Source organism: Pseudonocardia xishanensis, from assembly GCF_039541715.1.
GTDB lineage: Bacteria > Actinomycetota > Actinomycetes > Mycobacteriales > Pseudonocardiaceae > Pseudonocardia > Pseudonocardia xishanensis.
The window spans coordinates 1-1,192 of sequence record NZ_BAABGT010000141.1 but is presented as its reverse complement, the minus strand read 5'-3'; the positions used below and the strand labels follow the sequence as shown (position 1 = coordinate 1,192).

Annotated in this window: 1 protein-coding gene; it reads right to left on the bottom strand. The window is 70.6% G+C overall.

Going from position 1 to position 1,192, the window contains the following annotated elements:
• Positions 1-1,192, bottom strand: a 1,192-nt coding sequence (locus ABD993_RS36515) for an amino acid adenylation domain-containing protein (RefSeq protein WP_425569252.1), incomplete at both ends; no start/stop codon positions are given.

Here is a 1,192-nt window from a genome sequence, read left to right as displayed (position 1 = left end):
CCTGGTCGTCGGCACGCCCCAGGAAGTCCAGGTTCCCGTCCGACCGCCGCCGCACCACGTCCCCCGTGCGGTACATCCGGCCCCCCGGCACGAACGGGTCCGCCACGAACGACGACGCCGTGAGCCCGGCCTGGCCGAGGTAGCCCCGGGCCAGCCCGACGCCCGAGATGTGGAGCTCCCCGGCGACCCCGTCGGGTACCGGCCTCAACCAACCGTCCAGCACGTAGCCCGCCGTGTTCGTGATCGCCGTACCCACCGTGCTGGTCGCGCTGTCGCGGGTGCTCCCACCCAACGTGTTGATCGTGTACTCCGTCGGGCCGTACAGGTTGTAGCCCCAGGTGCCCTCCGCGTCCCGAAGCCGACCCCACACCGCCTCCGGGACCGCCTCACCACCCAGCAACACCAACACCGGACGGTGCCGACCCGGCCCGTCCTCCAGCAACCCGGCCGCGAAGAGATGATGAGCGTAGGTCGGGGTCACGTTCACACAGTCGATCTCCTGCGCATCGCAGTACGCCACCAACGCCTCCGCGTCCTGACGCAACTGCTCGTCACAGACGTGCACCTCGTGGCCCTCGACGAGCCAGAGCAGCTCCTCCCACGACATGTCGAACGCGAACGACACCGTGTGCGCGATCCGCAGCACCCGGCCCCCCGCCAGCTCCACCGACGGCGCGAAGATCTCCGCCCGGTGGTTGACCAGCATGTTCGTCAAACCCCGGTACGGCGTCACCACACCCTTCGGCCGCCCCGTCGACCCCGACGTGAAGATCACATACGCCGGACGCTCCAACCGACCCGCACACCCCGGAGCGAAGTCCCCCAGCTCCTCGGCCGACAACGGCTCCCCCGACAACCACCCCAGCTCGGGCGAGTCCACCAGCACCTGCTCCACGCCGGCACCGGCGAACCGGGCCCTCGACGCGTCGTCCGTCACCAACACAGCGGCGCCCGCGTCCGCGACGAGGCCCAGCAACCGCTCCGTCGGATGCTCGAGCTCCAACGGCAGATACGCCGCCCCCGCCCGCAGCACCGCGAACAACGCCACCACCATCTCCACCGACCGCGACAACCCCAGAGCCACCACCACCTCCGGACCCACACCCCGCGCCCGCAACAACCGCGCCAACCGCGACACCCGCACATCCAGCTCCGCGAAGCTCACCCGCTCCGCCCCGAACACCACAGCCGT